25 protein-coding genes and 1 riboswitch are annotated in these 26,616 nt (G+C 72.5%); of the genes, 14 read left to right on the top strand and 11 right to left on the bottom strand.

The window, feature by feature from the left end; all coding sequences use genetic code 11:
* Window positions 1–2 precede the first annotated feature (2 nt).
* Window positions 3–758, top strand: coding sequence for an SDR family oxidoreductase (locus IOD14_RS32150; RefSeq protein WP_123988310.1), 756 nt, complete (start codon window positions 3–5; stop codon window positions 756–758).
* 51 nt (window positions 759–809) lie between these two features.
* On the opposite strand, the gene amaP is transcribed toward IOD14_RS32150, so the two are convergent.
* Genes amaP through IOD14_RS32175 form a run of 5 tightly spaced genes read right to left on the bottom strand, consistent with a single transcriptional unit; the run spans window position 810 to window position 3,168 of the window.
* Window positions 810–1,388, bottom strand: coding sequence for an alkaline shock response membrane anchor protein AmaP (gene amaP, locus IOD14_RS32155; protein ID WP_123988311.1), 579 nt, complete (start codon window positions 1,386–1,388; stop codon window positions 810–812).
* A 5-nt stretch (window positions 1,389–1,393) separates the two neighbouring features.
* Window positions 1,394–2,080 carry a DUF6286 domain-containing protein gene (locus IOD14_RS32160; protein ID WP_212672183.1) on the bottom strand — a complete coding sequence of 229 codons (687 nt, stop codon included), beginning with the start codon at window positions 2,078–2,080 and terminating at the stop codon, window positions 1,394–1,396.
* The gene (locus IOD14_RS32165; RefSeq protein ID WP_174269089.1) at window positions 2,077–2,475 is read right to left on the bottom strand and encodes an Asp23/Gls24 family envelope stress response protein; all 399 of its coding nucleotides are present in this window, start codon (window positions 2,473–2,475) and stop codon (window positions 2,077–2,079) included. The genes IOD14_RS32160 and IOD14_RS32165 overlap by 4 nt, the downstream gene beginning before the upstream one ends.
* Window positions 2,472–2,666, bottom strand: a complete 195-nt coding sequence (locus IOD14_RS32170; protein WP_123988314.1) for a hypothetical protein — start codon at window positions 2,664–2,666, stop codon at window positions 2,472–2,474. The genes IOD14_RS32165 and IOD14_RS32170 overlap by 4 nt, the downstream gene beginning before the upstream one ends.
* Window positions 2,667–2,703: 37 nt before the next feature.
* A complete protein-coding gene (locus IOD14_RS32175; RefSeq protein WP_123988315.1) occupies window positions 2,704–3,168 on the bottom strand; it encodes an Asp23/Gls24 family envelope stress response protein in 465 nt (154 codons plus the stop codon).
* 86 nt (window positions 3,169–3,254) lie between these two features.
* On the opposite strand from IOD14_RS32175, the gene IOD14_RS32180 reads away from it, so the two are divergent.
* Window positions 3,255–4,025 carry a nucleopolyhedrovirus P10 family protein gene (locus IOD14_RS32180; protein WP_212672184.1) on the top strand — a complete coding sequence of 257 codons (771 nt, stop codon included), beginning with the start codon at window positions 3,255–3,257 and terminating at the stop codon, window positions 4,023–4,025.
* 40 nt (window positions 4,026–4,065) lie between these two features.
* Here the strand turns inward: IOD14_RS32180 and IOD14_RS32185 are convergent, their stop codons facing one another.
* The 3 genes from IOD14_RS32185 to IOD14_RS32195 all read right to left on the bottom strand — a co-directional run bounded on the left by IOD14_RS32185 (window position 4,066) and on the right by IOD14_RS32195 (window position 7,181).
* Entirely contained in the window at window positions 4,066–4,878 is an 813-nt protein-coding gene (locus IOD14_RS32185) for an enoyl-CoA hydratase/isomerase family protein (protein WP_123988317.1), read from the bottom strand.
* 130 nt (window positions 4,879–5,008) lie between these two features.
* Window positions 5,009–5,230, bottom strand: coding sequence for a helix-turn-helix domain-containing protein (locus tag IOD14_RS32190; RefSeq protein ID WP_004002281.1), 222 nt, complete (start codon window positions 5,228–5,230; stop codon window positions 5,009–5,011).
* A 352-nt stretch (window positions 5,231–5,582) separates the two neighbouring features.
* Complete coding sequence (locus IOD14_RS32195; RefSeq protein ID WP_212672185.1) at window positions 5,583–7,181, bottom strand: ABC-F family ATP-binding cassette domain-containing protein; 1,599 nt, start codon at window positions 7,179–7,181, stop codon at window positions 5,583–5,585.
* Between the two features lie 266 nt (window positions 7,182–7,447).
* Here IOD14_RS32195 and IOD14_RS32200 point away from each other — a divergent pair, with 266 nt between their 5' ends.
* Together IOD14_RS32200 and IOD14_RS32205 are read left to right on the top strand one after the other, a co-directional pair.
* A complete protein-coding gene (locus IOD14_RS32200) occupies window positions 7,448–8,338 on the top strand; it encodes a neutral zinc metallopeptidase (RefSeq protein ID WP_123988319.1) in 891 nt (296 codons plus the stop codon).
* A gap of 97 nt (window positions 8,339–8,435) precedes the next feature.
* Entirely contained in the window at window positions 8,436–8,849 is a 414-nt protein-coding gene (locus IOD14_RS32205; RefSeq protein ID WP_123988320.1) for a VOC family protein, read from the top strand.
* 5 nt (window positions 8,850–8,854) lie between these two features.
* On the opposite strand, the gene IOD14_RS32210 is transcribed toward IOD14_RS32205, so the two are convergent.
* From IOD14_RS32210 to IOD14_RS32220, 3 genes are all read right to left on the bottom strand, one after another.
* Entirely contained in the window at window positions 8,855–10,264 is a 1,410-nt protein-coding gene (locus tag IOD14_RS32210) for a hypothetical protein (RefSeq protein ID WP_212672186.1), read from the bottom strand.
* A 157-nt stretch (window positions 10,265–10,421) separates the two neighbouring features.
* Complete coding sequence (locus tag IOD14_RS32215; protein WP_212672187.1) at window positions 10,422–11,597, bottom strand: alpha/beta hydrolase; 1,176 nt, start codon at window positions 11,595–11,597, stop codon at window positions 10,422–10,424.
* Window positions 11,598–12,000: 403 nt separating this feature from the next.
* On the bottom strand, window positions 12,001–12,723 hold the full coding sequence (locus IOD14_RS32220) for a class II aldolase/adducin family protein (protein ID WP_123988323.1): 723 nt from the start codon (window positions 12,721–12,723) through the stop codon (window positions 12,001–12,003).
* 184 nt (window positions 12,724–12,907) lie between these two features.
* On the opposite strand from IOD14_RS32220, the gene IOD14_RS32225 reads away from it, so the two are divergent.
* The 10 genes from IOD14_RS32225 (at window position 12,908) to cobI (ending at window position 26,602) form a co-directional block, all read left to right on the top strand.
* On the top strand, window positions 12,908–13,657 hold the full coding sequence (locus IOD14_RS32225) for a lysozyme (RefSeq protein ID WP_212672188.1): 750 nt from the start codon (window positions 12,908–12,910) through the stop codon (window positions 13,655–13,657).
* A gap of 153 nt (window positions 13,658–13,810) precedes the next feature.
* Entirely contained in the window at window positions 13,811–15,052 is a 1,242-nt protein-coding gene (locus IOD14_RS32230) for an inorganic phosphate transporter (protein WP_212672189.1), read from the top strand.
* Window positions 15,053–15,077: 25 nt separating this feature from the next.
* Entirely contained in the window at window positions 15,078–15,299 is a 222-nt protein-coding gene (locus IOD14_RS32235) for a hypothetical protein (protein ID WP_123988326.1), read from the top strand.
* 130 nt (window positions 15,300–15,429) lie between these two features.
* Window positions 15,430–15,573: riboswitch (cobalamin riboswitch) on the top strand.
* A 97-nt stretch (window positions 15,574–15,670) separates the two neighbouring features.
* Window positions 15,671–16,612 (top strand): cobalamin biosynthesis protein, encoded by a 942-nt coding sequence (locus IOD14_RS32240; RefSeq protein WP_212672190.1) that lies wholly within the window; start codon window positions 15,671–15,673, stop codon window positions 16,610–16,612.
* Window positions 16,609–18,120: a cobyric acid synthase gene (locus tag IOD14_RS32245; protein ID WP_123988328.1), complete on the top strand. Its 1,512-nt coding sequence runs from the start codon at window positions 16,609–16,611 to the stop codon at window positions 18,118–18,120. Before IOD14_RS32240 ends, IOD14_RS32245 begins: the two co-directional genes overlap by 4 nt.
* Window positions 18,117–21,773 (top strand): cobaltochelatase subunit CobN, encoded by a 3,657-nt coding sequence (cobN, locus tag IOD14_RS32250; protein WP_212672191.1) that lies wholly within the window; start codon window positions 18,117–18,119, stop codon window positions 21,771–21,773. The genes IOD14_RS32245 and cobN overlap by 4 nt, the downstream gene beginning before the upstream one ends.
* The gene (locus tag IOD14_RS32255) at window positions 21,770–23,788 is read left to right on the top strand and encodes a putative cobaltochelatase (RefSeq protein WP_212672192.1); all 2,019 of its coding nucleotides are present in this window, start codon (window positions 21,770–21,772) and stop codon (window positions 23,786–23,788) included. The genes cobN and IOD14_RS32255 overlap by 4 nt, the downstream gene beginning before the upstream one ends.
* Window positions 23,788–24,387: a cob(I)yrinic acid a,c-diamide adenosyltransferase gene (cobO, locus tag IOD14_RS32260; RefSeq protein WP_123988331.1), complete on the top strand. Its 600-nt coding sequence runs from the start codon at window positions 23,788–23,790 to the stop codon at window positions 24,385–24,387. The genes IOD14_RS32255 and cobO overlap by 1 nt, the downstream gene beginning before the upstream one ends.
* Window positions 24,387–25,871: a cobyrinate a,c-diamide synthase gene (locus IOD14_RS32265; protein ID WP_212672193.1), complete on the top strand. Its 1,485-nt coding sequence runs from the start codon at window positions 24,387–24,389 to the stop codon at window positions 25,869–25,871. Before cobO ends, IOD14_RS32265 begins: the two co-directional genes overlap by 1 nt.
* A complete protein-coding gene (gene cobI, locus IOD14_RS32270) occupies window positions 25,856–26,602 on the top strand; it encodes a precorrin-2 C(20)-methyltransferase (RefSeq protein WP_123988333.1) in 747 nt (248 codons plus the stop codon). Before IOD14_RS32265 ends, cobI begins: the two co-directional genes overlap by 16 nt.
* The last annotated feature ends 14 nt before the right edge of the window (window positions 26,603–26,616 follow it).

A 26,616-nucleotide genomic window follows, 5' to 3' on the forward strand; every position in this document is an offset into this window, starting at 1 on the left:
CCATGGATCTTGGACTGAAGGACCGTGTGTACGTCGTCACCGGAGCGACCCGCGGGCTCGGCAACGCTGCCGCTCGTGAGCTGGTCGCCGACGGGGCGAAGGTCGTGGTGACCGGGCGCGAGGAGAAGCGTGCGGTCGCCGCGGCGGCGGAGCTGGGGCCGAACGCCGTGGGCGTGGCCGTCGACAACGCCGATCCGTCGGCGCCGGAGCGGTTGATCGCCGCCGCGCGGGAGAACTTCGGCGGCTTCGACGGGGTGCTGATCAGTGTGGGCGGGCCGGCGCCCGGTTTCGTCGCCGACAACACGGACGAGCAGTGGCAGGCCGCGTTCGAGTCCGTGTTCCTCGGGGCGGTCCGGCTGGCCCGGGCGGCCGCGGCGGAGCTGGAGGCCGGGGGCGTGATCGGGTTCGTGCTCTCCGCGTCGGTGCACGAGCCGCTCCCGGGGCTGACTATTTCGAACGGGCTGCGGCCCGGTCTCGCCGGGTTCGCGAAGTCCCTCGCGGATGAACTCGGGCCGCGGGGCATTCGGGTCGTCGGGTTGCTGCCGTCCCGTATCGACACGGACCGCGTGCGGGAGCTGGACGGGATGTCGGCGGACCCGGAGGCCACCCGGGCGGCCAACGAGTCGCGGATTCCGTTGCGGCGGTACGGGACCCCGGAGGAGTTCGGGCGGGCTGCGGCCTTCTTCCTGTCGCCGGCCGCTTCCTATCTGACCGGGGTCATGCTGCCGGTCGACGGAGGCATGAGGCACGGGTTCTGAGGCACGGCCCGGTGGGAGTCGATCGCCCGGTTCCCCGCACCCCCGCCTTTCTCAACTCACCCTTTCCGCCTTGTGCCTGACGCCGGTCATGCGGACCTCGGCCGGCAGCGACTCGAGCCCCGCTGAACTGCGGGCGTGGGCCAACGCCTCTGTCGTCAGGGTGTTCAGGGCCGTACCCGGGTCCGCGTGCGGTTCCAGGTGGAGGCGCACGTGGGTCTCGGGGGCGTCCGGGCGGCCCTTCAGGCCCACCTGGACTCGCTGCACGCCGTCCAACCGGCCCGCGTCGCCTGCCAGTACGGCCTCCAGCGCCCGCCCCCTCAGCAGCGCGCCCTCACCGTCACCCGTGTCGACGCGTACCTCGGTGAGCCGGCGCCTGCGCAGTACCGCGGTCAGCCACCACAGGGTCAGGAGCACGACGAGTGCCAGGGCGGCGATGACCGTCGGCCACCACCAGCCCTCGCCGTCCCAGCGGGTGCGCTCGGCGTCGCTGAGCAGGACGTCGTGCCTGCCGTCGTGGATCCACCAGGACGGGGGCTTCAGGCCGAGGCCCACGGCGAGCACCGCGCCGCCCACGACGAGCAGGACGAGGCCCACCAGGCCGAGCAGCAGGCGGTTGACGGTCCTGAGCATCGGTCTCAGCCCTTCTTCCTGGTCGTGCGGGTCACGTGCACCGACAGGGCGGGCGGACGGGACAGGCCCAGTCCGCTGACCGCCTCGGCAAGGGCCGCGTCCAGGTCGCCACGTACGTCGTCCAGTTCACGGAAGTGGGAGACCGCGCGGACGTCGGCCTTCTTCCGGCTCATCCGTACGCGTGCGGACTGGACGCCTGCCACCTCCATGGCCCGGTCGCGCAGCACCATGGCCGCCGCGTCCCGGTGGAGACCGGCGCGCACGTCGGGGTGGGTGCGGCGCATCGGGAGGAGGCTGCGCAGCCCCGGTGTGATGGCCAGGAGGATCAGCCACAGGCCCAGGGCCGCGGCGACACCGGCGCCGACCAGGACCCAGGTGTCGTCCAGGGGGCGTTCGGCGAGCTGCCGGGAGAGCTCGCGGCGCCAGTGCATGGCCGGCCGGTCGGCCCGGACGGCCGCGATGTCGTACAGGAAGATGCCCGCGACGAGCAGGAGCAGCAGCGCGACGATGCCCGCCGGGATCCTGCGCGCCGACCAGAAGCGGCGTTCGGTGCCGCCTGTCCCGCCCTCCAGGACGGGTGGTGGCCCGTACGCGGCAGCCGGCTCCGGCTGGTCGCGCTGCTCGTGTTCCGTCTCCCGCTCGATGACCGGAAGCCGTTGTGTGGTGCCCTCGGAGCCCTGGGGCTCGCTCATCGCGTCCTCCCCTGTGCCAGGCCGTGCGCCTCAGCCGGATGCAACCGTTCCACCTGGACGGCGACCTCCGGCACCTCCATGCCCACCAACGCGACTACCCGCTCGACCACATGCTGACGCACCTCTCGGCAACGAGCGCCGATGTCGGTGGGGTAGTCGAGTTCGAGGTGCATGCGGACACGGGCCACCTGGTGGTGGACGACGACGGAGGCGTACGGCGGCTGGGCCTCGGCGGGGAGCGCTCCGAGCGCCTCGCGGGCCGCCTGTCCGGCGACCTTCGCGACCACCCGGTCGGCGATCCGCGTGGCGCCCCGGTCACCGGGCGGTACGGCGGTCGAGGTCTGGGGTCCGCGCGGTTCGTCCGCCGCGCCGGACTCGCTGCTCACGGGCGTCATCGTCGCCTGTCGCGCCGGTCGTCACGAGTGCGGAAGAAGTCGCCGAACTCCAGGTCCCCCTCAAGGAACCGGCCGGCGACGAAGCCGATGGCGCCCAGCGCCGCCACCAGCAGGAAGGCACCGAACCCGCCGAAATACCCCGCGAAGCCCAGCGCCATGCCGGCGATCATGCCGACCACGGCCATGCTCATCGTGCGCTCCCTAAAGATCCCTCAAGCGGTGGTGTGGCTACTGGATGCGGGGCTCCGGCTCCTCGTCCTCCTCGTCGGGCAGCTTCACGTCGCTCACCGCGATGTTGACCTCGACGACCTCGAGGCCGGTCATGCGTTCCACCGCGGCCACCACGTTCTCCCGCACGGCCTTGGCCACGTCGGCGATCGCGACGCCGTAGTCGACGACGATCTCCAGGTCGAGCGCGGTCTGCACCTCGCCGACCTCGGCCTTGACGCCGCGGGTCACAGACTTCGAGCCGCCGGGCACCCGGTCCCGCACGGCCCCGAAGGTGCGGCTCAGGCCGCTGCCCATGGCGTGGACGCCGAGGACGTCCCGTGCCGCGAGTCCGGCGATCTTCTCCACGACACCGTCGGCGATGGTGGTGCGCCCACGGGTCGCCGGGTCGCCGCCGCCGCGTTTGACGGTCTTGCGCAGCTGCCCCTGCGGCTCCGCCTCGGTGCTCTGCGTCATGTCGGTCATCGCCGTCACCCCTTTCGGTCGTCCTGCTTCGACCACCGTAAGTGCGCTGACGCGATCGCGCGCCGGAGATGCGGCAGGCTGGAGGAATGACGGCGGAGCAGTGGACACGGACGGTGCGGCATCAGCTGGGGCTGGGCAGACTGCTGCCCCTTGGCGGGCCGCGCGAGGGCGCGTGGATCTCGGAGGAGGCGGCCCGGGCGGTGCTGCGGGCCGCCGCCCAGGACCTGCGGGACGTACGGCTGGGCACGGTGCGCATCGGACTCGTCCATCCGGAGGACCCGCACGAGCCCGTCGTACCTCCGCCGCCGAGTGCGCTGCCGCCCGGCCCGCTGCGGCTCGCGGCGGAGTTCGAGGCCACGCCCGGGCAGCCGCTGCCGGTGACGGCGGAGCGGTTGCGCACGGCCCTCGCCGGGGCGGCTGCCGGTTCGTTGGGCCTCGAACTCGGCGAGGTGGACCTGCGGGTGACGGCCCTGCTGGACGAGGACGCGGCACCTGCCCCGGTACGGCAGTCCGAGCCGCCGCGTCCCGTGGAGGCGGGGCCGGGCGACGAGACCCTGGCGGCTGTCGCCGCGCTGGCGGTGCCCGGCGCGGGCCCACTGACCGGTGTGCTGGGGCGGCCGGTGCACATCGGGGACCGCGAGACCGAGGACGGCTCACTGCCGCGCCGTCATGTCCGCGTCGAACTGGCGGTCGGCGCGGACCGCCGGGCCCTCGACGTGGCCCGGGACGTCCGCGCCGCCGTGACAGCGGCGCTGCCGGATCGTCCGACGGTGGCCGTGCTGGTGACGGCCGTGACGAGCCAGGGCCCGTCCGGCGGAGGCCGGCCGTCGCGGGAGCCGGCACGCCCGCACCGATGAGGTGCCGCGGCTCGCGACCGGCCTGCTCCGCCGGACGGCGCTAGTCGCCGATTCCGGCGAGGTCCCGGAGCCGTCGGGTCTGGGCCGCTCGCTCGGCGCCGCGCTGCTCGTCGTAGGTGCGGTCCTGGGCGCCGCGCAGCAGCGCCTTGGTCTCGACGACCGCGTCACGGGGGGCGGACAGGAGTGCGGCGGCCAGGTCATTGACGGCGCCGTCGAGCTGGTCGAGGGGTACGGCGATGTTGGCGAGGCCGGTGCTCACTGCCTCCTCGGCCAGGACGAAGCGCCCAGTGGCGCAGATCTCCAGCGCACGGGCGTACCCGACGAGGCCCACCAGGGGGTGGGTGCCGGTGAGGTCGGGGACCAGGCCCAGGCTCGTCTCGCGCATGGCGAACTGCACGTCGTCGGCGACGACGCGCAGGTCACAGGCGAGGGCCAACTGGAAGCCCGCCCCGATGGCATGCCCCTGCACGGCGGCGATGGACACGACGTCACTGCGCCGCCACCAGGTGAAGCCCTCCTGGAACTCCGCGATGGCAGCGTCGAGTTCGGCGTCACCACTGCGGGCGAGGTCGATGAACGACGGCTCGCCCTCGATCCCCTCCGGCGTGAACATCTGCCGGTCGAGCCCGGCGGAGAAGGACTTGCCTTCGCCGCGCAGCACTACGACCCGGACGGAGCCCGGCACCAGCCGGCCGGCCTCGGCGAGCGCGCGCCACAGAGCGGGGCTCTGGGCGTTGCGCTTGGCGGGGTTGGTCAGCGTCACCGTGGCGAGGGTGTCCTCGACGGTGAGCCGTACGCCGTCCTTGTCGAGCAGGGGAACGAGTTCCTGGCCATCCTGGCCGGACGTCGCCATGGGGCGCCTCCGATGAGTGCGGTCATCCTCCGTGCCGCAGGACGGCACAGTTAAGTGACTGCACAGTAACCACCCGGTCAGTCAGCCGACCGACCGGGTGGCCACCATCGAAGCCGATGGGCCGCCCGGATCAGGACGATGCGGCCTTCTTGCCCCGCGTCGCTCCGCCACGCCCACGAAGCGTGACGCCCGATTCGCTGAGCATCCGGTGCACGAAGCCATACGAGCGGCCGGTTTCCTCGGCCAGTGCCCGAATGCTCGCACCGGAGTCGTACTTCTTCTTCAGGTCTGCCGCGAGCTTGTCGCGCGCGGCGCCGGTTACCCGGCTGCCCTTCTTCAGAGTCTCGGCCACCCGTGCCTCCTCATGGGAAGTGCGCTCTGGTCCTCTCATGATCACCCCTCCGGGCGTTCATGGCCACCCATTCGGCAAGGTCCGTAAGACATGGTTTTGACGACAGGAGCGAGTCCCCACATACGGAATCTGTGATTCCACCCAGGCGCGTTCGTACCGCCGAACGGGTTCTTTTGTGAAGTGCCAGGTCAGAGACGTACGACGGCCGAGCCCTTGTCGATAAAGGGCTCGGCCGTGAAATCGATGTAGGACACACCTCGGTACGAGGAGATCTCACACAGATGGTGGATCACCGGTGGGCCGAATGATCCATACGCCGTTGATCACGCATTCGATCAAGCGGCGTGGACCGTCAGGCGAGGGCGACGAGATCCGCGTAGTCGGCGCCCCACAGGTCCTCGACACCGTCCGGCAGCAGGATGATCCGCTCCGGCTGGAGCGCCTCGACGGCGCCCTCGTCGTGGGTGACCAGCACGACCGCGCCCTTGTAGGTGCGCAGCGCGCCGAGGATCTCCTCGCGGCTGGCCGGGTCGAGGTTGTTGGTGGGCTCGTCGAGGAGCAGGACGTTCGCCGAGGAGACGACCAGGGTGGCGAGCGCGAGACGGGTCTTCTCGCCGCCGGACAGGACACCGGCCGGCTTGTCGACGTCGTCGCCGGAGAACAGGAAGGAGCCGAGCGTTTTGCGCACCTCGACGAGGTCGAGGTCGGGGGCGGCCGAGCGCATGTTCTCCAGGACCGTGCGCTCCGGGTCGAGGGTTTCGTGCTCCTGGGCGTAGTAACCGAGCTTGAGGCCGTGACCGGGCACGACCGCGCCGGTGTCCGGCTGCTCGGCGCCGGCGAGCAGGCGCAGCAGGGTCGTCTTGCCCGCGCCGTTGAGGCCCAGGATGACCACGCGGGAGCCCTTGTCGATGGCCAGGTCGACGTCGGTGAAGATCTCCAGCGAGCCGTACGACTTGGACAGGCCCTCCGCCATCAGCGGGGTCTTGCCGCAGGGCGCGGGCTCGGGGAAGCGCAGCTTGGCGACCTTGTCCTGCTGACGCACCGCGTCGAGCCCGGCGAGCAGCCGGTCGGCGCGCTTGGCCATGTTCTGCGCGGCGACCGTCTTGGTGGCCTTGGCGCGCATCTTGTCGGCCTGCGAGTGCAGGGCCGCGGCCTTCTTCTCGGCGTTCTGCCGCTCGCGCTTGCGGCGCTTCTCGTCGGCCTCGCGCTGCTGCTGGTAGAGCTTCCAGCCCATGTTGTAGACGTCGATCTGGGCGCGGTTGGCGTCCAGGTAGAACACCTTGTTGACGACCGTCTCGACCAGGTCGACGTCGTGGGAGATCACGATGAAGCCGCCGCGATAGGTCTTCAGGTAGTCCCGCAGCCAGATGATCGAGTCGGCGTCGAGGTGGTTGGTCGGCTCGTCGAGGAGCAGGGTGTCGGCGTCCGAGAACAGGATCCGGGCCAGTTCGATACGGCGGCGCTGACCACCGGAGAGGGTGTGCAGGGGCTGGCCCAGCACCCGGTCGGGGAGGTTCAGCGCGGCGGCGATGGTGGCGGCCTCGGCCTCGGCGGCGTACCCGCCCTTGGTGAGGAACTCCGTCTCCTGGCGCTCGTACTGCCTGAGGGCCTTCTCGCGCGTGGCGCCCTGGCCGTTGGCGATGCGCTGTTCGTTGTCGCGCATCTTCTTCAGCAGGATGTCGAGGCCGCGCGCGGACAGGATGCGGTCGCGGGCGAGCACGTCGAGGTCGCCGGTGCGGGGGTCCTGGGGCAGGTAGCCGACCTCGCCGGAGCGGCTGATCTGACCGGCGGCGGGGATGCCCTCGCCTGCCAGGCACTTGGTGAGGGTGGTCTTCCCCGCGCCGTTGCGACCCACCAGGCCGATGCGGTCGCCCTTGGCGACCCGGAAGGTGGCGGACTCGATGAGGACTCGGGCGCCGGCGCGCAGCTCGATACCGGAGGCGGAGATCACGGACAGACTCCAGGGCGGATTCGGGATTGACGGATGGGCGGCTGAGGACGTTCCCGCCGTCTAATGCGCGAGGAGAATGGCCATGGGCCAAGTCTAACGGGGGCGTGCAAGCACTTTTTCTGGGTTCGGGTGTTCGGTTGGTCTCCCTCCGGGTATCCGGTCGGTCCCGTCGCCGTCCCTCGTTCGGGTGCGTGTCCGGGGCAGGGAAGGGGCCGCCGGGCGAGGATGCCCTGCGGGGGCCGGAGCGCGCAGAGGGCGGTGTCCGCATGCAGTTCGACGACGACGCCAGGTTGGACACCTCCGAGGTGCAGGACGTGCGCGGCAGCCGCATCCCGGGCGGGAAGGCGACCGTCGGCGGTGGCATCGGCGCACTGGTCGTGCTGCTTCTCGGCCTTTTCCTGGGTGTCGGCCCGGACCAGCTCGGCCTCACCGACGACGGCGGCCAGCCCGCGGCCACGGCCTCCGGTCTCGCCGAGGTCGAGCGCAGCTGCCGGACCGGGCAGGACGCCAACACGCGCGACGACTGCCGGACGGTGGCGGTGATCAACAGCGTGCAGGACTACTGGGACCAGGAGTTCGAGCGGCGCGGTGCCACGTACACCCCCTCCCGCACGGTCCTCTTCGGCGAGCGGGTCGGCACGGCGTGCGGCTCCGCGACCTCGGCGGTCGGGCCGTTCTACTGCCCGGGCGACCGGAAGGTCTATCTCGACCTCGGCTTCTTCGACGAGCTGCGGTCGAAGTTCGGAGCCACTGGCGGGCCGTTCGCGCAGGCGTACGTGGTGGCGCACGAGTACGGACACCACGTGCAGGACCTGATGGGCACGCTGGGCCGGTCGCAGGACGGGCGGACCGGCGCGGACAGCAACGCGGTGAGGGTGGAGCTCCAGGCGGACTGCTACGCCGGGGTGTGGGCACGGCACGCGACCACGACGAAGGACGAGTCGACGGGGCGGCCGCTCATCACGAGTCTCACGGACGCGGACATCACCGACGGCCTGGACGCGGCGGCGGCCGTGGGCGACGACCGGATCCAGGAGCGGTTCCAGGGCCGGGTGACACCGGAGTCGTGGACGCACGGGTCGTCCGAGCAGCGGCAGCAGTGGTTCCGGGAGGGCTACCGGAGCGGTGACATGGAGCGGTGCGACACGTTCCGGTGAGGGGCCGGCGCTCGGTGCGGGAGCCGTTGTCAGTGGTCGCTGCAAGACTGGTTGCCGAGTCGATTTCCGGCTTTTTGGTCACAAGGGAGTGATCGGCATGACGGGACGCAGCGGTGGCCGTCCGAGCATCTACCCGACGCTGCTGTACGCCGACGCGAAGGCGGCGGTCAAGCAGCTCACGGAGGCTTTCGGCTTCACCGAACTGGCGGTGTACGAGAACGAGGACGGCCTGGTGGCCCACGCCGAGCTGGTGCAGGGCAACGGCGCGGTGATGCTCGGTTCGAAGGGCACCGGCAGCGCCTACGACAAGGTGATGAAGGACGCGGGCCCGACCGGGGTGTACGTCGTCGTGGACGACGTCGACGCACACCACCGCCGCGCCGTGGAGCACGGCGCGGAGATCCTGATGCCCCCGACGGACCAGGACTACGGCTCCCGGGACTACATGGCCCGCGACGCCGAGGGCCATGTGTGGAGCTTCGGGACGTACGCCCCCGAGATTCCCGGCTGAGAGGGTCAGCTGCCGCCGGTGTGGACCTGGAAGGCGGCCCGGCGGACGGCCTTGGCGAGGGCCGGGTCGGGGTGGGCGGCGGCGAGGGCGACCAGGACCTGCACCGTGCGGGGGTGGCCCACGGCCCGGACCTCGTCGAGGAGTTGGGGGACGGTCGGCTGGAGGGCGGACTCCAGGTGCCGCACCAGCATCGGGGCCTCGCCGTGGTCGGCGACGGCGGCCGCGGTGTCCACCCACAACCAGGTGGCCTCCTGTCGGGTGAGGACCTCGTGGGCGTCCTCCGGGTCGATCCCGTCGTGCTCGGCCAGCCACAGCAGGGCGTACGGCCGCAGGGTGGGCTCCTCGGCCACGGAGCGCACATCGGGTTCGGCGGGAGCGCCGACCACCCGCAGGGCCTCGAAGGCGAGGCCGCGCAGCAGGGCGTCGTCACCGCGGGCGGCGCCGAGCAGCTCGGTGACGGCGCTGCCGACGGGGCGGGCGGCGAGCCAGGCGCGGTACTCGGCGCGGGCCGCGTTGGGGCGCAGCTGGGCGCAGCCGCGCAGCATCTCCTCGGCGGCGACCTCGATGTTGCCGGCCGGGCTCTGCGCGGCGACGCAGATCTGCTCCAGCTTGACCCACACCGCCCAGCTGCCGAGCGGGGTGAGGGTGGCCTGGCCGTCGCCGTAGGTCAGGGCGCCGACGGAGGCGAGGGCACGCAGGGCCCAGTCGAGGAGCGGGGCGAGCGGGGCGTCCTGGGGATCCGTCGCCGCAGGTTCCTCCACGGGCTCCGGCTGGGGGCCGTAGGGGATCTCGCAGCGCTCGGTGCGCAGTTCGGTGACGCGCTGCTCCAACAGGTCCAGGAGCTGCTCGACGGGGACGGGCCCGGCCGACAGCTGGAGGAAGGAGAGCACCTGCGGCATGGCCGAGACGACCTCGGCGACGGCGGCGGGCTCGCGGCCGTCGGGCTCCGGGACGGCGAGCGACCAGGCGTCGAACAGGGCGACCCAGCCGCGCAGTACGGCACTGTCGTCGCGGTCCCAGGCGCGCAGCCGCCAGCCCGGGCGGGCGCTGTCGCCGTGCACCTCGACGAGGCCGGCGAGACGGGCGGTGTCCCAGTCGCCGCGGACCTGAGCCACGGTCAGGCCGAGATCCTCGGCCGCGCGCCCGGCTGTCTCGTCGGAGAGGGTGCCGTTCGTGTCGGAACCCGCGCTGTCCCTGCCGGGGCCCAGGGCGCTGTCGGCCCAGTGCGCGACGCGGGCCGCGTCGGCCAGACCGGAGCGCGCCATTCTGGCCAGTTCCGCGGGGGCCGGTGTGCCCTCCGGCGGGCGGGGCGCGGGGCGGCGCGGGCGCCGTTGGTTCACGGCTGAGGGTGCGGCGGCCAGGGGTCGCGGGCGGACGAGTCGAAGCCTGGAGTCGCGCGGGATACGGGACGTCACGGGTGCAGTCTTCCGGTTGACGGTCCGAAAACCCAAACGGAATGCCGCCGCGGCCGTCGGCGGGGGTCGGCGCCGGGGCCGCGCCGGGCGGCATACACCGAGATCAGGCCAGTAGTACGGGCTTAAACGGAACCTGTGGGACCGGGGCGCCCGCAGGTCACATCAGGGGGGTGAGGAAACGGCGCAGTGCCTCTTCGTAGGCGCTCGGGTCGGCGTTCCACATCGCCGCGTGGGGGGCCTGACGGACCGTGTGGAGGGTGATCCGGTCGGGGTGGCCGGCGGCGAGACGGCGGGAGAGCTCCCAGGGGGCGATCGTGTCGTCCGGACCGTGGAGGACCAGGGTCGGCGGCGGGGGCCGGTCGGGGCCCATGTCGTCGGTGCGGTCCTCGTGGTCGTCGTACGGGACGGTGCGGTCGGCGTACAGGCCGGAGTGGTCGCTGGGCAGGCCGGTGCGGCCCTGTGCCGCGCGCACCGCGAGCGGGAGGAGGACGCCGGGGGTGCGGCGGGCCGCGGCGAGGGCGCGCAGGGTCAGCTCCCAGCTGAGCACCGGGGAGTCCAGGACGAGCCCCTTGACGCGGTCGCGCAGTTCCGAACGGGCGGCGGCGCGCAGGGCCATCGTGGCGCCGGTGGACCAGCCGAGCAGGACGAGTTGGCGGGCGCCGTGGTCGACGGCGTGGCGCATCGCCGCGTCCAGGTCGCGCCACTCGGTCTCGCCGAAGTGGTTCAGGCCGTCCGCCGGGCGGGGGGCGCCGGCGTCGCCGCGGTGGGCGGGGGCGAGGACCGGGAAGCGGTGGCGGTGCAGGAACTCCATGAGGTTCAGGGCGTGTTCGCGGGTCGTGCCGAGGCCGTGGACCGCGATGACCCAGGTGTCCCGTGTGCCGGGGACGAACCACGCGGGGAGGGTGCCGAGTTCTCCGGGGATGTCGACGTCGGTGTGGTCGAGGCCGAGGGCGGACTTCGGGTCGCCGACGTGGAGGGCCGGGGTGAGCTGGACCTTGTCGCCCTGGGCGAGGGTGCCCCGGGTGACGCGTTCGAGGCGGCGGACGACGGTGTCGGCGGAGTGCGGTTCGGCGGTGAGGACGGCGCCGACGACGGCGTGGGAGGCGTGGCCGACGAGGCCGTAGGTGCCGGGGCGGAGGGTGGCGAGGTCGCGGGTGAGGGTGATGCGGCCGGCGGCGGTGGAGTGGACGGTGAGCCGGGGTTCGCCGGGCAGCGGGCGGCCCGGGGGCGGCTTCAGTCCGGCGTCGCTGGCGATCCTTCCGGCGACGATTCCGGCTGCGCCGGCCGCCAGGGCTGCGGTGACGGCAGCGGCCGTCGCGGTGACAGTGCGCACGATGTTCAGTGTCCTGGGGGAGGCGGGGGACTGCCAGTGGGCGGGGGCCTTCTGTGGGTTCTCCGCGGTCCTGCGATGCCTGCGGCGGCCTGTTTCGGTTCGGTGGGGGCTTGTGTAGCGCGTGCGGGTGCGTTGGGGGTCGGGGCCGGAGTGGGGGGTATCCGTCCTCGGTCCGGCGGTTGCTGCCGATCGAGCAGGGCTCGGTAACGGACGCCGGCCGCTGCGGGCGGACACCCCCCACCCCGTCCCCTTCGCGCCGTCGGCGGCTTGCGGCCCGTCGTGCCGCACGATCCGGCGAACGGCCCGTCGTGGCGCCGGGTCACTGCAACTCCCAGGGGCGCGGGGAACTGCGCGACCAGCCCCCACCTTCCGACAGCCGCCCGACCACCTGACCCGGCACCCCTCAGCCGCGCTGGCCATACCCCCGCAGCTGCGCCCCCGCCGCCGCGAGCTGTTCCTCGGTCAGGAGGTGGGGGGTCAGGTCGGGCAGGGATCGGGCGGTCAGCCAGAGGTGGCACATCCATTCGAGTTGGGCTGTGCGGTCGTAGGCCTGGGCGAGGGTGTTGCCGTAGGCGATCGTGCCGTGGTTCTGGAGGAGGCAGGCGGAGCGGTCGGCGAGGGCGTGGAGCATGTTCTCGGCCAACTCGTCGGTGCCGTAGGTGGCGTAGGGGGCGACCCGGACGGGGCCGCCGAGTGCGGCCGTCATGTAGTGGATCGCCGGGAGTTCGGGCACCAGCGTGGAGACGGCGGTGGCGTGCACGGCGTGGGTGTGGACGACGGCGAGGGCGTCGGTGCTGCGGTAGACCGCCAGGTGCATGGGGAGTTCGCTGGTGGGGAGCAGCGTGCCGAGGACCTGGCGGCCGTCCAGGTCGACGCCTGTCACGTCGTCCGGGGTGAGGCGGTCGTAGGGGACGCCGGACGGGGTGACCAGGACCGTGTCCCCGACGCGCACCGAGACATTGCCGGACGTGCCGACGACCAGTCGTTCGGTGACCGTGCGGCGGGCCGTGTCGACCAACTCGCCCCAGGCGTCAGCCTCTTCGGCGCGTACACCTCTCCCCCACGCCTCGAACGCGTCCTGTGCGCCGTCCCCGGCAGCCCGTACGTCCCGCGGTTCCTCAGCCATGCTGCGATCCTGCCAGCCGGAGCGCCCGGGCGGGACGCTTCAGGGGCGCGAGCGGGGGTTCCGCAAGGGCGCATTTGCGTATACGCGCCCCTCTCATGCGGTTTGGCCGGAGATCGCCCGCAATTCGATGATCTTCCAGTAATCTCTGGGCTTTGTTCTGCGCGACGCCATTCCGGGGGGACACATGGCCCGTGATCGCAAGCCTGCCCGTCACCGAACCCGCGCCCTGGCCGTGTCCGTGGCCGCGCTCACCGTGGGAGGTGTGGCGCTCGCCGGGGCGCCCGCCTCGGCGGCGAGTCTGCCCAAGGGGCACGACGTCTCTTCGCACCAGAAGAACGTCGACTGGCGGAAGGCCAGGGCCAAGGGCGCCAGCTTCGTCTACGTCAAGGCGACCGAGTCGACCGCCTACCGCAATCCGCACTTCGGGCAGCAGTACAACGGGGCGCGCGAGGCGGGCATCATCCGCGGGGCGTACCACTTCGCGCTGCCCGACAAGTCGTCGGGCAAGGCGCAGGCCGCGTACTTCGTGCGCAACGGCGGCGCCTGGTCCGCGGACGGCTGGACGCTGCCGCCCGCGCTCGACATCGAATACAACCCGTACGACAAGAAGCACAAGTGCTACAGCATGTCCAAGGCGAAGCTGGTCGACTGGATCAGGTCGTTCAGCGACGAGGTGCGGCGGCTGACCGGGCGGCGTCCGGTGATCTACACGACCGCCCACTGGTGGAACGCCTGCACGGGCGGCAGCGGCGCCTTCGCCGCCGATCACGCGCTGTGGGTGGCCCGCTACAACTCCGCGGACGCGGGAGCGCTGCCCGCCGGATGGTCGTACTGGACGCTCTGGCAGTACGACAACAGCGGCAGCCTGCCGGGTGACCAGAATCTCTTCAACGGGTCGGCGAGGCAGCTGAAGAGGTTCGCCGGCGGGGCGTAGCCGTGTGACACACGGGACGCGCGGTGGCTGCGGGCTTCGGCACGGCAATAGCCGTAGATTACGGTCACCGTGCGGCCCGCCTCAGTTCACCTTCCGTTCATCCAGGTTACTTACGTTCAACAAGCCAATGACCTCGAACGATTGCCTGGGTAAATGGAAAACTTCTCGCTGATCCTCGCGATTGTGGTTGTTACCGCACTCGCGTTCGATTTCACGAACGGTTTTCACGACACCGCCAACGCGATGGCCACCACCATCTCGACCGGTGCACTCAAGCCCAAGGTCGCGGTGGCCATGTCCGCCGTGCTGAACCTTGTGGGCGCCTTCCTCTCCGTGGAGGTCGCCAACACGATCTCCAAGGGTCTCGTCGACGAGACCGGCATCCGTCCCGAGGTCATCTTCGCCGCCCTGGTCGGCGCGATCCTCTGGAACCTGCTGACCTGGCTGGTGGGACTGCCCTCCAGTTCCTCGCACGCCCTCATGGGCGGTCTGATCGGCGCCACCATCGCCTCGGCGGGCTTCGGGGCGGTCCACGGCGACGCGCTCGTCACCAAGGTCCTGATCCCGGCGGTCGCGGCACCGATCGTCGCGGGCGTCGCCGCCATGCTGGCCACTCGGCTCTCCTACTCGCTCGGCAAGAAGGCCGACGGCAAGGCCGCCGCGAAGGGCTACCGCACCGGTCAGATCGCCTCGGCCGGTCTGGTCTCGCTGGCCCACGGCACCAACGACGCGCAGAAGACGATGGGCATCATCACCCTCGCCCTGGTCGCCGGCGGCGCCGTCGCCCCCGACTCCGACCCGCCCACCTGGGTCATCCTCTCCGCGGGTCTCGCCATCGCGCTCGGCACCTACCTCGGCGGCTGGCGCATCATCCGCACCATGGGCAAGGGCCTGACCGACCTCCAGCCGCAGCAGGGCTTCGCCGCCCAGACCAGCGCGGCCACCGTCATCCTGGCCTCCTCCCACCTCGGCTTCTCCCTCTCCACCACGCACTCCGTCTCCGGTTCGGTGATGGGCGCGGGCCTCGGCCGCAAGGGCGGCGTGGTCCGCTGGTCCACGGCCACCCGGATGTTCGTCGCCTGGGGCCTCACCCTCCCGGCGGCGGCCCTGGTGGGCGCCCTGGCCGAGTCGGTCACCGATCTCGGCAACTGGGGCACGGCGGTCGTGGCGGTCTTCCTCGTCGCCTCCAGCGCGGCGATCTGGAAGATCTCGCGGCGTGAGGTCGTGGACGCCTCCAACGTCAACGAGACCGACGAGCCGGCCGGTGTGGTGACGCAGGCGATCGCCGCCGTGACCCCGCCGCCCGCGGGCAACGTGACCGAGGGCCTCACCGCCACGATCCCGGCCCCGCCCGCCACCACGGAACCGGCTGCCCCGCCGGCCGCCGCCGTCTGAGCCCCCGTACCAAGGAAGCCTCACCATGCAGATCGACTGGCAAGCCCTCGGCTCCGTCTTCGGCGTCAGCCTCGTCGTCACCGTGGGCCTCGTGGCCCTGTTCACCCTCGGCATCATGGGTCTGTCCCGCCAGGAGCGGGCCACGGCCCAGGGCGGCTCGGCCGCCCTCGCGGTCACCGGCGCCTACGCCTGCTTCGCGGCCTGCGCGGCGGCGGTGGCGTACGGGATCTATCTGATCGTGGCCTGACGACAGTCCGTCACCCGACGGCCGGGCGGCCGCGGAACGCACAGTTCCGCGGCCGCCCGGCCGTCCTTGTGCGACCCGCGGTGTGGGCTTCTGCACACTCCCCCGCCGCAGGTCAACAGCGAGTTGACGGCTCTCGAAGGGCCGTGGTGGACTGCCGGAGCCATATACGGCGGCAGGAGAGGAAGCCGGTGCGAATCCGGCGCGGTCCCGCCACTGTCACCGGGGTAGACACCCCCGGGAGCCAGGAACTCTCGCCGCCGGACTCGTCGAACCAGGGCGTGGACACCCTGAGTGAGGACATGACGCGATGCTCGCCTGCCGATCCACCTGCGCCACCGGGCACTTGAACGACCCCGCGATCGGCTGAGCCGGTGCGTGCCGATCGCGTCCACGCGTACGGCGCCGCCGCCGGTCTGATCGGTGACCTTCTCCTCGGTGACCCACGTCGTGGGCACCCGGTCGCCGCGTTCGGACGGGCCGCGGGCGCCCTGGAACGGGTGTCGTGGCGGGACCACCGTGGGTGGGGCGCGCTGCACACCGCGGTGTGCGTGGGCGGTGCGGTGGGGCTCGGGGCGGCGGCGGAGCATGTCGTACGTCCCTCCCGAACCGCCTCCGTAGCGCTGACCGCGGCCGCCACCTGGGCCGTCGTGGGCGGGACCTCGCTCGTGCGGGAGGCCCGGGTCATCGAACGGGCGCTGGAGGCCGGGGACATCGACGCGGCCCGGGAGCGGCTGCCCCATCTGTGCGGACGGGATCCGCACGCCCTCGACGCCGACGGGATCGCCCGCGCCGTCGTGGAGTCGGTCGCCGAGAACACCTCGGACGCCGTCGTCGGGGCCCTCGTGTGGGGTGCCGTCGCCGGGGTGCCGGGGCTGCTCGGGTTCCGGGCCGTCAACACGCTCGACGCCATGGTGGGGCACAAGTCGCCCCGCCACCGGCGTTTCGGGTGGGCCTCCGCCCGGCTCGACGACCTCGCCGGCTGGCCGGGGGCGCGGCTCACCGCCGTGCTCGCCGCTCTGGCCGGTGACAGTCCCCGGGGTGCCGTGCGGTCCTGGCGGGAGGATGCGCCCAAGCATCCCAGTCCCAACGCCGGTCCCGTGGAAGCCTCGTTCGCGGGAGCGCTCGGGGTGCGGCTCGGGGGGACCCTCTCGTACGCGGGGCGCGTCGAGCACCGGCCGGTGCTCAACCCGCGAGGGCGTGCCGTCGCCACGTACGACATCGAGCGCGCCGTACGGCTGTCACGGCGCGTCGGGCTGCTCGCGCTCGGCGTCGGTGTCGCCGCGCGGGCCTTTGTGAAGGGGCGTACGGCATGAGGGGCGGGGGTCTTCTCGTCGCCGGTACCACCTCCGACGCCGGCAAGAGCGTCGTCACCGCCGGGATCTGCCGGTGGCTGGTGCGGCAGGGGGTCAAGGTCGCGCCGTTCAAGGCGCAGAACATGTCCCTCAATTCGTTCGTGACCCACGAGGGTGCCGAGATCGGGCGGGCGCAGGCCATGCAGGCGCAGGCCTGCCGCATCGAGCCGACCGCGCTGATGAATCCCGTGCTGCTCAAGCCCGGTGGCGAGCAGAGCAGTCAGGTCGTGCTGCTCGGGAAGCCCGTCGGTGAGCTGAGTGCGCGCGGGTACCACGGGGGGCGGCAGCAGAAGCTGCTGGGGACCGTGCTCGACTGTCTCGCCGAACTGCGGGGCACGTATGACGCGGTGATCTGTGAAGGGGCCGGGAGCCCGGCCGAGATCAACCTGCGGCGGACCGACATCGTCAACATGGGCATCGCCCGCAACGCCCGCATTCCGGTGCTGGTCGTCGGGGACATCGACCGGGGCGGGGTGTTCGCCTCGTTCTTCGGGACCGTCGCGCTGCTCGGCCCCGAGGACCAGGCGCTCGTCGCGGGGTTCCTCGTCAACAAGTTCCGGGGGGATGTCTCGCTGCTCGAACCCGGGCTCGACATGCTCCACGGGCTCACCGGGCGGTCCACGTACGGCGTGCTGCCCTTCCGGCACGGGCTCGGGATCGACGAGGAGGACGGGCTGCGGGTCTCCCTGCGGGGCACCGTCCGGGAGTCCGCCGTCGCCCCGCCGGTCGGGGAGGACGTGCTGCGGGTGGCCGTGTGCGCCGTCCCGCTGATGTCCAACTTCACCGACGTGGACGCCCTGGCCGCCGAACCGGGTGTCGTGGTGCGGTTCGTGGACCGGCCGGAGGAGCTGGCCGACGCCGACCTCGTCGTCGTTCCCGGGACCCGGGGGACGGTCAGGGCCCTCGAGTGGCTGCGCGAGCGGGGGCTCGCGGACGCGCTGGTCAGAAGGGCCGCGGAGGGGCGGCCGGTCCTCGGCGTCTGCGGCGGGTTCCAGATCCTCGGCGAGCACATCGAGGACGAGGTCGAGAGCCGGCAGGGGCACGTCGAGGGGCTCGGCGTCCTCCCCGTCCGGGTGCGCTTCGCGCGGGAGAAGACCCTCACCCGACCCGTCGGCGAGGCCCTCGGGGAGCGGGTCGAGGGGTACGAGATCCATCACGGGGTCGCTCAGGTCGGCGGCGGGGAAGCCTTCCTGGACGGCTGCCGGGTCGGCCAGACCTGGGGGACGCACTGGCACGGCTCGCTGGAGTCGGACGGCTTCCGGCGGGCCTTCCTGCGGGAGGTGGCGGCCGCCGCGGGCCGCCGGTTCGTGCCGGCCCCCGACACCTCGTTCGCCGCGCTGCGCGAGGAGCAGCTCGACCGGCTCGGCGACCTGATCGAACAGCACGCGGACACGGACGCGCTGTGGCGGCTCATCGAGTCCGGCGCGCCGCAAGGACTGCCTTTCATTCCACCGGGAGCGCCCGCATGAGCACAGTGTTGTTGTTGTCGACCGCCGACACGGACCTGCTGGCGGCCCGGGCCGCTTCCGGTGCCGACTACCGGATCGGCAACCCGACGCGCGTCGACGTCACGGACGAGCTGCCCGCTCTCCTCGACGGCGCCGACATCGCCGTCGTACGACTGCTGGGCGGCAAGCGGGCCTGGGAGGACGGGCTGGCCGCGCTGAGGGCGTCGGGCATCCCGACCGTGCTGCTGGGCGGAGAGGCCGTGCCCGACGCCGAGTTGATGGCCGAGTCGTCCGTGCCGGCCGGTGTGGTGGCCGAGGCACTCAAGTACCTCGTCGAGGGCGGGCCCGCCAACCTGGAGGAACTCGCCCGGTTCCTGTCCGACACCGTGCTCCTGACCGGTGAGGGCTTCGTCGAGCCGCGGAAGATGCCGGAGTACGGCGTCCACGGCGACCGTGCCCGGGCGGAGGGCCGTCCGACCGTCGGTGTGCTCTTCTACCGGGCCCACGAACTGAGCGGCAACACCGCCTTCGTGGACACCCTGTGCGACGCGATCGAGGCGCGGGGCGCCAACGCCCTTCCCGTGTACTGCGGTTCGCTGCGCGGAGCCGACCCCGGGCTCTACGAGATCCTCGCCGGGGCCGACGCCCTGGTCGCCACCGTCCTCGCCGCCGGCGGCACGCACGCCTCGCAGGCCTCGGCCGGCGGCGACGAGGAGGCCTGGGACATCGGGGCGCTGGCCGACCTCGACGTGCCCGTGCTGCAGGGACTCTGCCTCACCTCGTCCAGAGCGGCCTGGGACGAGTCCGACGCGGCCCTGTCCCCCATGGACGCGGCCATGCAGGTCGCGATCCCGGAGTTCGACGGACGGCTGATCACCGTGCCGTTCTCCTTCAAGGAGCAGGGGCCCGACGACGTTCCGGTGTACGTGGCCGACCCCGAGCGGGCCGCGCGGGTCGCCGGGATCGCCGTACGGCACGCGAGGTTGCGGCACAAGCCGAACGCCGAGAAGAAGCTGGCGCTCGTGTTCACCGCGTACCCGACGAAGCACTCGCGGGTCGGCAACGCGGTGGGCCTCGACACCCCCGCCTCGGCGGTGCGGGTGCTGGACGCGCTCTCCGAGGCGGGCTACTCCCTCACCAAATACCCCTCCGGCGGCGACGAGTTGATCCACCGGCTCATCGAGGCCGGCGGGCACGACGTCGAGTGGCTCACCGAGGACCAGCTGGCGTCGGCTCCCGCGCGGGTGCCGCTCGCCGACTACCGGGCGTGGTTCGACAAGCTGGACCCGTCGTTGCGGGACGCGATGCTGGAGGCGTGGGGTGAGCCGCCCGGCTCGCTGTACGTCGACGGGGACGACATCGTGCTCGCCTCCCTCCAGTTCGGGAACGTCGTGGTGATGATCCAGCCGCCGCGCGGTTTCGGGGAGAACCCGATCGCGATCTACCACGACCCGGACATGCCCCCCTCGCATCACTACATGGCCGCGTACCGGTGGCTGGACAACTCCTTCGGCGCCGACGCGATCGTCCACATGGGCAAGCACGGCACGATGGAGTGGCTGCCGGGCAAGGGGCTGGGTCTCAGCGGGAGTTGCGCGCCGGACGCGGTGCTCGGTGAGCTGCCGCTGATCTACCCCTTCATCGTCAACGACCCCGGTGAGGGCACCCAGGCCAAGCGGCGCGGGCACGCCACCGTCGTCGACCACCTGGTGCCGCCGATGGCCCGGGCCGACACGTACGGCGACCTGGCCAAGCTGGAGCAGCTGCTCGACGAGTACGCGCTCGTCTCCGACCTCGACCCGACCAAGGCCCCGGCCGTCCGGGCGCAGATCTGGACGCTGGTCAAGGCCGCCGAGCTCCACCACGACCTGCATGTCGACGAGCAGCCGGACGACGAGACGTTCGACGAGTTCGTCATGCACATCGACGGCTACCTGTGCGAGATCAAGGACGTGCAGATCCGCGACGGGCTGCACATCCTCGGTGGCGGCCCGGTGGACGAGGCCCGGGTCAACCTGGTGCTCGCCGTGCTGCGCGCCTCGCAGGTGTGGGGCGGGCAGGCCAACGCCCTGCCGGGGCTGAGGGCCGCGCTGGCGGCTCATTTCGGGCTCGTCGAGAAGGAGTTGCTCGCCGAGCCGGGCGCCCCGCTGAAGGTGCCGGTCGAGTTGTCGGATCTCGTGGCGGGGCCCTCCCGTACGGCCGCCGACGCGATCGACCTGCTGGAGCAGCTGTGCCGGCGGATCGCGGAGGGGATGGAGGAGCGCGGCTGGGCGGTCGCCGAGAGCCGCTCGCTCGTCCGTGAGGTGCTCGGTGTCGAACTCCCGGACGCCGTCGCCGTGCTGGAGTTCGCGTGCGCCGAGGTGGTGCCGCGGCTGGCGAGGACCACCGACGAGATCGATCACATCCTCAAGGCCCTGGACGGCGGTTACATCCCGGCGGGGCCCTCGGGATCCCCGACCCGCGGGCTGGTCAACGTCCTGCCGACCGGCCGGAACTTCTACTCCGTCGACCCCAAGGCCATTCCGTCCAGGCTGAGTTGGGAGGTCGGGCAGTCGCTCGCCGACTCGCTCGTGCAGCGGTACCTCCAGGACACGGGTGAGTACCCGAAGTCCGTGGGGCTGACGGTCTGGGGCACGTCCGCCATGCGTACCCAGGGCGACGACATCGCCGAGATCCTGGCGCTGCTGGGCTGCCGGCCGGTGTGGGACGACGCCTCGCGGCGGGTCACCGGCTTCGAGGTGATCGGCCTGGAGGAGCTCGGGCGGCCCCGCATCGACGTCACCGTCCGCATCTCCGGCTTCTTCCGGGACGCGTTCCCGCACGTGGTCGGGCTGATCGACGACGCCGTCCGCAAGGTGGCGGAGCTGGACGAGCCCGCCGACTCCAACTACGTGCGCGCCCACGCCGACGAGGACACCGCCGAGCACGGTGACCGGCGGCGCGCCACGGCCCGGATCTTCGGGTCCAAGCCGGGAGCGTACGGTGCCGGGCTGCTGCCCCTGATCGACGCCCGCAACTGGCGCTCGGACGCCGACCTCGCCGAGGTGTACGCGGTGTGGGGCGGCTACGCCTACGGGCGCGGGCTCGACGGGCGGGCCGCGCGCGGGGACATGGAGACGGCGTTCCGGCGGATCAACGTGGCCGCGAAGAACGTCGACACCCGCGAGCACGACCTGGTCGACGCGGACGACTACTTCCAGTACCACGGCGGCATGGTCGCCATGGTGCGGCACCTCACGGGTGCCAACCCCGAGGCGTACGTGGGTGATTCGGCCACGCCCGACCAGGTCAAGACGCGGACGCTGGGCGAGGAGACCCACCGGGTCTTCCGGGCCCGGGTGGTCAACCCGCGCTGGATGGCGGCCATGCGCCGGCACGGCTACAAGGGCGCCTTCGAAATGGCGGCGACCGTCGACTACCTCTTCGGCTACGACGCCACGGCGGGCGTGGTCGACGACTGGATGTACGAGAAGCTCAGCGCGGAGTACGTCTTCGACGCGGAGAACCGGGACTTCATGAAGAAGTCCAACCCCTGGGCGCTGCGGGGCATCACGGAGCGGCTGCTGGAGGCCGCCGACCGTGGGCTGTGGGCCGAGCCGGACGCGGACACGCTGGAGCGGCTGCGGGCCACGTACCTGGAGCTCGAGGGCGACTTGGAGGGTGACGAGAAGTGAGTACCCCGTTTCCGTTCACGGCCGTCGTCGGCCAGGACGACCTGCGGCTCGCGCTGCTGCTGAACGCCGTGTCGCCGGCGGTCGGCGGTGTGCTGGTGCGCGGCGAGAAGGGCACGGCCAAGTCGACGGCGGTGCGCGCCCTGTCGGCGCTGCTGCCCGAGGTCGCGGTCGTCCCCGGCTGCCGTTTCTCGTGCGACCCCGCCCGGCCGGACCCGGAGTGCCCCGACGGCCCGCACGAGCCCGGCGACGGCTCCACGCGTCCCTCCCGGATGGTCGAGCTCCCCGTCGGCGCCAGCGAGGACCGGCTCGTCGGCGCCCTCGACATCGAGCGGGCGCTCGCGGAGGGCGTGAAGGCCTTCGAGCCGGGCCTCCTCGCCGACGCGCACCGCGGGATCCTCTACGTCGACGAGGTCAACCTCCTCCACGACCACCTGGTGGACCTGCTCCTCGACGCGGCCGCGATGGGGGCGTCGTACGTCGAGCGCGAGGGCGTCTCCGTGCGGCACGCCTCGAAGTTCCTGCTGGTCGGCACCATGAACCCCGAAGAGGGCGAGCTGCGCCCGCAGTTGCTCGACCGGTTCGGGCTGACCGTCGAGGTCGCGGCCTCGCGGGAGCCGGACCAGCGGGTGGAGGTCGTGCGGCGCAGGCTCGCGTACGACGACGACCCGGCCGGCTTCGCGGCGCGTTGGGCGGACGAGGAGGCGGCGGTACGGCAACGGATCGTCGCCGCGAGGAAGTTGCTGCCGTCGGTGCGGCTGGGCGACGGGGCGCTGCGGCAGATCGCGGCGACCTGTGCCGCGTTCGAGGTGGACGGCATGCGGGCCGACATCGTGATGGCGCGTACGGCGACCGCGCTGGCCGCGTGGGCCGGGCGGACCGAGGTGCTCGCGGAGGACGTACGGCAGGCCGCGCTGCTCGCGCTGCCGCACCGCAGGCGCCGCAATCCCTTTGACGCGCCCGGACTCGACGAGGACAAGCTCGACGAGACCTTGGAGGAGTTCAGCGGCTCCGGGGACTCCGGTGACGACGAGCCGGACCCGGACGGGCCCGACGGGGGTGGCGGGCAGCCGCCGCCGTCGGACGGTCCGCAGGAGGACGGTTCGCAGGAGGACGGGGGCTCTTCGGGTGCGCAGCCCGAGGCCGGGGAGGGCGGCGAGCCGCAGACGTCCGGTGCCGGGGCCGGCGAACAGGCCGCCGCGCGGGCTGCCGAGCCCTTCCGCACCAAGGTGCTCAGCGTGCCCGGGCTCGGGGACGGCGCTGCCGGGCGGCGGTCGCGCGCGCGGACCGAGCACGGGCGCACGACCGGGGCCCGGCGACCCCGGGGCGCTCTGACCAAGCTGCACCTGGCGGCCACCGTGCAGGCCGCGGCACCGCATCAGCGGGCCCGTGGGCGGTCGGGGCGCGGTCTGGTGGTCCGGCGGGACGATCTGCGGCAGGCGACGCGGGAGGGGCGCGAGGGGAACCTGGTGCTGTTCGTCGTAGACGCCTCGGGGTCGATGGCGGCGCGGCAGCGGATGAGCGCGGTGAAGGGTGCCGTGCTGTCGCTGCTCCTCGACGCGTACCAGCGGCGGGACAAGGTGGGCCTGGTGACGTTCCGGGGGTCGGCGGCGGAGGTCGCCCTGCCGCCCACCTCGTCGGTGGACGCGGCCGCCGCCCGGCTGGAGACCCTGCCGACGGGTGGGCGCACCCCGCTCGCGGCCGGGCTGCTGCGGGCTCACGAGGTGCTGCGGGTGGAGCGGCTGCGGGATCCCGCCCGGCGGGCGCTGGTCGTCGTGGTGACGGACGGGCGGGCCACCGGAGGGCCCGAGCCGGTCGCGCTCGCGGGGCGGGCGGCCCGGCTGTTCGCCGCGCAGGGCCTCGCCTCCGTGGTCGTCGACTGCGAGTCCGGGCCCGTGCGGCTGGGGCTGGCCGGGCAGCTCGCCGGTGAACTGGGCGGCACCGCGGTGACGCTGGAGGAGTTGCGGGCCGACTCGATCGCCGGACTGGTGAAGGACGTACAGAGGAGGGCCGCGTAATGCCTCAGGGACAGCCGAGTGTCGTGCCGGACGACGGACTGACCACCCGTCAGCGTCGCAACCGGCCGCTGGTGGTCGTGCACACCGGTGTCGGCAAGGGCAAGTCGACCGCCGCCTTCGGGCTGGCGCTGCGGGCCTGGAACCAGGGCTGGCCGATCGGGGTGTTCCAGTTCGTCAAGTCGGCGAAGTGGAAGGTCGGCGAGGAGAACGCGCTGCGGGTGCTGGGAGCCTCCGGCGAGGGCGGGTCCGTCGACTGGCACAAGATGGGCGAGGGCTGGTCCTGGGTGCAGCGCGACGCCCAGATGGACAACGAGGAGAAGGCCCGGGAGGGCTGGGAGCAGGTCAAGCGGGACCTGGCCGCGGAGACCTACAAGCTGTACGTGCTCGACGAGTTCGCCTACCCGATGCACTGGGGGTGGGTCGACACCGACGAGGTGCTCGACGTGCTGCGGGAGCGGCCCGGGACCCAGCACGTGGTGATCACCGGTCGCAACGCGCCCGAGAAGCTCGTCGACTTCGCCGATCTCGTGACCGACATGTCCAAGGTGAAGCACCCCATGGACGCCGGGCAGAAGGGGCAGCGGGGTATCGAGTGGTGATGTCCTCGTCCGTCTCCGTCCCCCGGCTGGTCATCGCCGCGCCGTCCTCCGGCAGCGGGAAGACCACCGTCGCCACGGGGTTGATGGCCGCGTTCGCCGCGCGGGGGCTCGCCGTGTCCCCGCACAAGGTGGGTCCGGACTACATCGACCCCGGGTACCACGCGCTCGCGAGCGGGCGGGTGGGGCGGAACCTCGACGCGTATCTGTGCGGGCCGGAGCTGGTGGCTCCGCTGTTCCTGCACGGGGCGCGCGGGTGCGACATCGCCGTCGTCGAAGGCGTGATGGGGATGTTCGACGGGGCCGCGGGGGAAGGGGAGCTGGCCTCCACGGCGCATGTGGCGAAGCTGCTGCGGGCGCCGGTGGTGCTGGTCGTGGACGCCTCGTCGCAGTCCCGGTCCGTTGCCGCGCTGGTGCACGGGTTCGCGTCCTGGGATCCCGAGGTGCGGGTCGGGGGCGTGATCCTGAACAAGGTCGCCTCCGATCGGCACGAGGCGTTGCTGCGGGAGGCGCTGGAGTCGGCCGGGGTGCCCGTGTTCGGGGTGCTGCGGCGGGTGGCGCAGGTGGACACGCCGTCGCGGCATCTGGGGCTGGTGCCGGTTGCGGAGCGGCGGGGGGATGCGGTCGACTCCGTCGCGGCGATGGCGGAGCAGGTTGCTCAAGGGTGCGATCTGGAGGCGTTGGTCGGGCTGGCGCGGGGTGCGGGGGCATTGCCGTATGCGCCTTGGGACGCGGCTGAGGTCCTGGGGGCTGCGCCCCCAGACCCCCATCGGCCCGAAGGGCCTCGTCCTCAAACGCCGGACGGGCTGGAAGTCACGACCAGGTGGGCAAGTCAGGGGCGCGGGGAACTGCGCGACCAGCCCCCACCGGGCCCGCAGCCGAGCTCTCCCGTGGTCGCCGTCGCCGGTGGCCCCGCCTTCACCTTCTCCTACGCCGAGCACAGCGAACTGCTCACTGCCGCCGGAGCCGAGGTGGTCGTCTTCGACCCCCTGCACGACGAGCAACTGCCCGACGGGACCGCCGGGTTGGTCATCGGGGGCGGCTTTCCCGAGGTCTACGCCGCTGAGCTGTCCGCCAACGAACCCCTCCGCAAAGCCGTCTCCGCCCTCGCAGAGACCGGCGCTCCCGTCGCCGCCGAGTGTGCCGGGCTGCTGTATCTGTGCCGGGAGCTCGACGGGCAGCCCATGTGCGGGGTGCTCGACGCCTCGGCGCGGATGGAGGAGAGGCTCACCCTCGGGTACCGGGACGCCGTCGCCGTCAGTGACAGTTCGCTCGCCGTCGCCGGGACCCGGATGCGGGGGCACGAGTTCCATCGGACCGTCGTCGAGCCGGGGGCGGGGGACGCGGCCGCGTGGGGTGTGCGGGTGCCCCGCAGGCGGCTCGAGGGATTTGTACAGCGTGGTGTGCACGCGAGTTATCTGCACACGCACTGGGCCTCGCAGCCCGGTGTCGCCCGTCGGTTCGTGGAGAGGTGCCGGACGTCATGAGCAGCAGCAGGTTGGTCGGGGTCGGGGTCGGACCCGGGGATCCGGAGCTGGTGACCGTCAAGGGCGTCAACGCCCTGCGCGCCGCCGAGGTGGTCGTCGTGCCCGTGATGGACAGCGGGGAGCGGGGGCGGGCCGAGGCGACCGTGCTGCACTACGTGCCCGAGGACAAGGTCGTGCGCGTGGTCTTCGCGCTCAACGAGCGCAGTGATCACGCCCGGCGCGAGGCCGCCTGGGACGCGGCCGGGCAGCGCGTGGCCCAGTTGCTCGCCGCCCACTCGTCGGTCGCCTTCGCGACCATCGGCGACCCCAACGTCTACTCCACCTTCACCTATCTCGCCCACACCATCGGCGACCTCGTGCCGGACGTCGTCGTCGAGACCGTGCCCGGGATCACCGCCATGCAGGATCTCGCGGCGCGCTCGGGGGCCGTCCTGACCGAGGGCACCGAGCCGCTCACCCTCGTGCCCGTCACGGCCGGTTCCGCCGTGCTCAAGGAGGCGCTCGCCGGGCCCGGGACGGTCGTCGCGTACAAGTTCGGCCGGCAGGCCGCCGAGGTGGCCGAGGCCCTCAGGGAGACCGGGCGGATCGAGGACGCCGTATGGGGATCGGCGCTGGGGCTGGAGTCCGAGTCCATCCGGCCCGCGGCCGAGCTCGACGGGGCTCCCCTGCCGTATCTCTCCACCCTGATCGCGCCCGCGCGCCGGGACGGCACCCGGGGCGGCAAGTTGTGACCTCCGCCGACCGG

Source organism: Streptomyces sp. A2-16 (genome assembly GCF_018128905.1).
GTDB lineage: Bacteria > Actinomycetota > Actinomycetes > Streptomycetales > Streptomycetaceae > Streptomyces.